The organism is Halolactibacillus halophilus (genome assembly GCF_900115605.1).
Taxonomy (GTDB): domain Bacteria; phylum Bacillota; class Bacilli; order Bacillales; family Amphibacillaceae; genus Halolactibacillus; species Halolactibacillus halophilus.
In genome coordinates this window covers 1-5,047 of sequence record NZ_FOXC01000068.1, presented here as the reverse complement: position 1 = coordinate 5,047, position 5,047 = coordinate 1, and the positions used below count along the sequence as shown (strand labels likewise).

The window sequence follows — 5,047 nt, the reverse complement described above, 5'->3', positions numbered from 1 at the left end:
ACCTCAACATCAAAGGGTATGGTTGGTGTTGATTTGAATGTGAATCATATCGCCGTCGCCAATATCAACGCCATAGGTCAATGTGTGGATGCCTTTATCCTTCCGTTTAACTTAGAGGGTAAAACCAGTGGACAGAGGGCGAAAATCATCGAAGCAGAGGTTATTGCCCTCGTTGACTATGCTGTTAAACATCATAAGCCACTCGCGATTGAAAACTTGGATACGACGCGGTCCAAAGTGTCGCGTCCTTATGGGAATAGGAAAGCCAATCGCCAAATGAGTCAGTTTGCTTATCAAAAAATGATCCTAGCGATCAAGTCAAGAACCGAAAAAACGGGGGTGGCTGTCTACGTTGTTAACCCTGCTTATACCAGTCAAATTGGCAAGATGAAATATATGAAGCGACTCGGTGTGTCCATTCACATGGCAGCCGCTTATGTCATTGCCCGTCGGGCAATGGGCTTTAAAGAAAAACTCCCACCGATATTGTATTCACTTGTTCCAGAGCAGAAACAAGGTCTACATCATTGGGCGCACTGGGCGTATTTGACGCGTACCCTGTCTTTTGTCAGAACCTATACGTTCTATCAGACAGAACGATTCGACCCAAGTAAGTTGTGCTCCTGGTGCGCACTATTTCCCCAACACGCTTTAATAGATGTTGAGAAAATAGGTTTGCGGCGGTTGGAAAGTAGAAAAACCTATGCTTAGTTGAACGAGCATGAGTCGCCTTTAGGGTGTCCTTACGGAATCCCCTTCCTCAAACATTCGTGAGAATGTTAGGTGGGGGTAGTTCAATTTACACAGATGCTGTTTAGGATTTTGACTCATAAAATTCAAGGTCTAAGAGGCATCACGCTTTACTACTCAAATAGTCTAAAAAGTGGTGCGCACCTTTTCAATCAACCACACAAGCTGGATTTAGACATGGAACGATTGATGCTGGATTAATTACGAGCTTTGCTACTTGTGTAAATGACTATATTATGAACGAAAATAAAATGTTGAACATTTTGTCAGAAGTCAGACAACATTTAATTAACCAAGTAAAACACGAACAATTATCCATCAGCATTATTGGAGAAGAGTATGTCACTTCTCCTATCATGGGTGCTTGTCAAAATCAAGCAATGGCGACTACTTGCAGCAGGCTTTAAATCGCAAACAAATTTATGTCTCAACAAGAAGTGTCTATCATTCAAATACAATAGGCACGATCCGATTCTTAGTACCGCTCTATACGACTGAGTCAGAAATAGATACCATCATTTCCGAACTGAAATTTTCATGCTAAACACGAACATTAAAATATATGTATTGTTAATTATTCGTCATTGATATAGAATAAGCATTATATTCATCACTATTATCTATACAAAGGAGCAGAATGCATGAAATTAACGTATCAAGGAAAAACAAAGGACGTGTATCAACGTGAAGATGGAAATTACGTATTAAAGTTTAAAGACGATGTCACAGGTGTGGACGGCGTTTTCGATCCCGGTGCCAATACGGTTGGTCTTTCAATTGAAGGCGCTGGTAAAGCCGGATTAAAATTAACGACCTACTTTTTCGAACAATTAAATAAGCAAGGTATTCCAACACACTTTATCGATAGTCATATCGAAGAACAAACGATGACCGTTAAACCTGCATCTGTTTTTGGTAAAGGTTTAGAAGTCATTTGCCGATACCGTGCAGTCGGTAGCTTCTTACGTCGTTACGGGTTATATGCAGAAGAAAATCAACCGCTTGATGCGTTTGTTGAAGTAACCTTAAAAGATGATGGACGTGAAGATCCTCCTATCACAAAAGATGCTTTAGCCATGCTTGATATCCTGACAAAAGAAGAATATGAGACGTTAAAAACGTTGACGCAACAAATTGCCGGTGTCATAAAAGATGAGCTGGCGAAAAAAGCTATTGAACTATATGACATTAAATTTGAATTCGGTCGCAATCAAGAAACGGGAGACATTCTCTTAATTGATGAAATTTCAGGCGGTAATATGCGTGCCTATAAAGACGGCGAATATATTGAGCCACTCACATTAGAAAAACTCTTCTTTCAATTAAAATAACTTTTTCAAACGGCGTTAAAGCGTCAGAATAACATTAAGGCTAGTACAAACGATCACATGTATCGTTTGTACTAGCCTTTACTATTGCCCACTTTCTATTCAGCTTGATAAAAACGTATCAACTGACGCATAAGCGCATGAATACTATACTTAAGCTAACCAACTAGTTAAATTAAGGAGTAGGTATACGTTTATATGACACAAGAAAAAATAAAAACCGCTCTTGATCGTTTAGTCGATCATTACGGGCACCAAGACTGGTGGGAAAATGACCATTACCTAGCGGATGTGGTTAGTATGATTCTCATCCAACAAACAACCCAACTAAACATGGAAAAAGCTTTAGAAAACTTAAAGCCACACCTTTCAATCAAGACATTATTAGCGATGGAACAAAGCAAATTAGAAAAACTCATTCGCCCTGCAGGTTTCTACAAACAAAAAAGCAAATACATTAAGGCTATAACTCACTGGTTTCACCAACATCACACCACACTAGATAGATTCGAACAGTACCCTACGAATACGTTAAGACAAGAACTTTTAACAATCCAAGGCGTCGGCGAAGAAACGGCCGACGTATTGCTTTTGTATATTTTTAAGCGCCGGGTATTTGTGAGTGATCAGTATGCAAGACGATTATTTTTACGGCTCGGCTTTGGTGATTTTAAATCTTATCAAGATATGCGACAACACTACCAACCATTAGTCGAGAATATTAACTTAAAACAGTGTAAGGAGTGGCATGCGTCCATTGATGTACATGGGAAAGCCTTTAGACAAAACCCAACCATGGATGAATCGTGGTTACTTGATTAAAAGGAGTGAGAGAATTGCAGAGTGAACAAGCGATGTATGATTTAATTCTCTCTGTCGCAAAAGAAGATACACGGATTCGCAGTGTATTATTAAACGGGTCACGGGCTAAAAAAAAGATGAGCTACAGGACTATGATATTATTTATATCACTAAACACATCACTGACTTCAACAACAGCATAGACTGGTTAGATTCCTTCGGTGAGCGGCTAATCATGCAAAGACCTAGTACAAACGACCCTAATCATCTAGCTCTTTTTTTAATGCATTTTAAAGATTTCACACGGATAGATTTACGATTAATCCATCCTGATATACTCACAGATGCGATTGATGATGCGCATTCGATTGTTTTGTTAGATAAAGACGAGCAATTTGATCACTTACATTTTCATCATGATAAACGTTACTTAACGAAGCGATTATCAAAAACAGCACTTAATCATTACTTTAATGAATTTTACTGGGTCAGTACCTATGTTGTAAAAGGGATTGTACGAGAGGATTTCTTTTATACTCAGGCAATGTATGCGCAGCCTCTTCTTGAGAGCTATATAACACTGTTAAAACAAGTTGTGTTAGTACGTGAAGATAAGGACGCACTGGCTTTTGGAAAAGCGAATCAGTTCTTAAGCGATTATTTAGCCCACCCTGAAAGACTACAGGCTTATTTTAACATGTCAACTTTGGCTCATATGAAGCAGTCCTTAACTTCAATGATTGATGACGTTCATCACTTCCAGTTGACGTTAAGTAGGGCAAATAATCAACCAGTAGACCACATGGAATATCAAGGAGCATTGACTTACTATCAGCATTTTTTAACATAAATACCACCCAATGTTCACATAAAAACCCTCTTACTGATCGTGTATCAATCAGTAAGAGGGTTTTGACTATCGTTAAAAGGATTAACCAATACTTCCTACCATTTCGCTAATTCCCTGATTTCTAAGCGCCATTCTATCAGCAAGGTATCACAAAGAAACAGGAGCAAAAGCCTACAAGGACAAGGGCTCACAGTAGGCTCCTTTGCTTACGTATGTATGTGGGAATTTCAGTAGAACATACGCAATCAATGCAGCAAATAGTTGATTGAATACAGCGTTTTCAGTCGTACCAAATAGAACCGGTACATTTAAGTTCTGTTTTACTCACCGAAAGAAAGATTCGATTGCCCATCGAGATTTATACATGTCGGCCATTTCTTCAGCTGTCACATTCATCAAACTCGTAATGAAGCTGAGTACTTGGCTTTCGTAATCCAGAAACTGTACAACGCGATGACGTTGTTTGGTTTGTTTCTGCGGTGTTTTGAGTCTACAAGTAAAATCAGCGATCACGCTGGCCCCTTCGGTCCGCCTTCCTTGTAAAGATTTCTTCCGGTTCATTTGAATATTATCCTTAGGGCCCATTTAAATCGTACCAAAAAGGCTTCTTTTTTGCATTCTTCAAAATCATTGATTTTCCCTCGTATTAAGTTCCTTACAGGAATGCTCCTTTTTCTTTATATTTATTCTCTTTTCTAAGTGTCTTTGTCCTAATATGGATATAAGAAGACTAAAGAAATTTAATATTTGAAATAATGTTGTATTGCCCTTAGCAATTATAAGAGTAATAATTAGTAAAGGGACGTATATTTTTAAGCCAGTTAAAAATCTTTTTGACATACTCATTTTTTTAGTTAGACCCCCGTCACTGTTTACGGACTTCTGGAGTTAGACTAAACACATTAAATTTTATTATAACTGGCCCGGTAGTGTCAAGAATTTTGTGTAAACCTCTCCATTGTAGTTCCAGAGTTACTGTATAAAATTAGAAATATATTTAAACGCTCAGCCACAGCGCAGCTGCTTGTCCTTGATTGTGGGGCTGTTTCTTAGTGATTCATGGGGTGGGTTCGGGGTCCCGCCCCCATGAGAACTTAGAAACACTTGTGTCGTTATACCATCCCGTAAGCGGATGGTGCTAGATAAAGCATTATTTCGCCGATCCGCCTATTGTTCTTCATAACGACACACGTCACACAGTCAAGGATGGCGTACTTTGTTGCTTCGCTAGCTGTTCTTCGAACATCTCTATAATTTCTGGTTTAGCTTTTTTAAAGCCGCGATGGCAACGCATCGCAAATTTTTGATTATAATCTAA

6 protein-coding genes and 1 pseudogene are annotated in these 5,047 nt (G+C 38.8%); 6 read left to right on the top strand and 1 reads right to left on the bottom strand.

Translation table 11 applies throughout. The annotated features are described in order from the left end of the window. The 6 genes and pseudogenes from BM098_RS12935 to BM098_RS12915 form a co-directional block, all read left to right on the top strand. The coding region (locus BM098_RS12935) for an IS200/IS605 family accessory protein TnpB-related protein (RefSeq protein ID WP_200795854.1) at positions 1–711 on the top strand (711 nt) is incomplete at its 5' end. Between the two features lie 111 nt (positions 712–822). Further along, positions 823–951, top strand: a complete 129-nt coding sequence (locus tag BM098_RS13905; protein WP_268762412.1) for a hypothetical protein — start codon at positions 823–825, stop codon at positions 949–951. Between the two features lie 50 nt (positions 952–1,001). Next, on the top strand, positions 1,002–1,157 hold the full coding sequence (locus BM098_RS13525; protein ID WP_159430201.1) for a hypothetical protein: 156 nt from the start codon (positions 1,002–1,004) through the stop codon (positions 1,155–1,157). Positions 1,158–1,391: 234 nt separating this feature from the next. Then, positions 1,392–2,081 (top strand): phosphoribosylaminoimidazolesuccinocarboxamide synthase, encoded by a 690-nt coding sequence (locus BM098_RS12930; RefSeq protein WP_089834028.1) that lies wholly within the window; start codon positions 1,392–1,394, stop codon positions 2,079–2,081. Between the two features lie 195 nt (positions 2,082–2,276). After that, positions 2,277–2,900, top strand: a complete 624-nt coding sequence (locus BM098_RS12925; RefSeq protein ID WP_089834026.1) for an endonuclease III domain-containing protein — start codon at positions 2,277–2,279, stop codon at positions 2,898–2,900. A 32-nt stretch (positions 2,901–2,932) separates the two neighbouring features. Then, positions 2,933–3,729 (top strand): annotated as a pseudogene (locus BM098_RS12915) (aminoglycoside 6-adenylyltransferase). Positions 3,730–4,053: 324 nt separating this feature from the next. Here BM098_RS12915 and BM098_RS12910 read toward each other — a convergent pair. Next, entirely contained in the window at positions 4,054–4,314 is a 261-nt protein-coding gene (locus tag BM098_RS12910) for a transposase (protein ID WP_143423423.1), read from the bottom strand. Positions 4,315–5,047 lie beyond the last annotated feature (733 nt).

Coding starts and splice junctions, on each gene's coding strand:
- BM098_RS12930 (WP_089834028.1), top strand. CDS start 1,392: ATGAAATTAACGTATCAAGGAAAAACAAAGGACGTGTATCAACGTGAA.
- BM098_RS13525 (WP_159430201.1), top strand. CDS start 1,002: ATGTTGAACATTTTGTCAGAAGTCAGACAACATTTAATTAACCAAGTA.
- BM098_RS12910 (WP_143423423.1), bottom strand. CDS start 4,314: ATGGGCCCTAAGGATAATATTCAAATGAACCGGAAGAAATCTTTACAA.
- BM098_RS12925 (WP_089834026.1), top strand. CDS start 2,277: ATGACACAAGAAAAAATAAAAACCGCTCTTGATCGTTTAGTCGATCAT.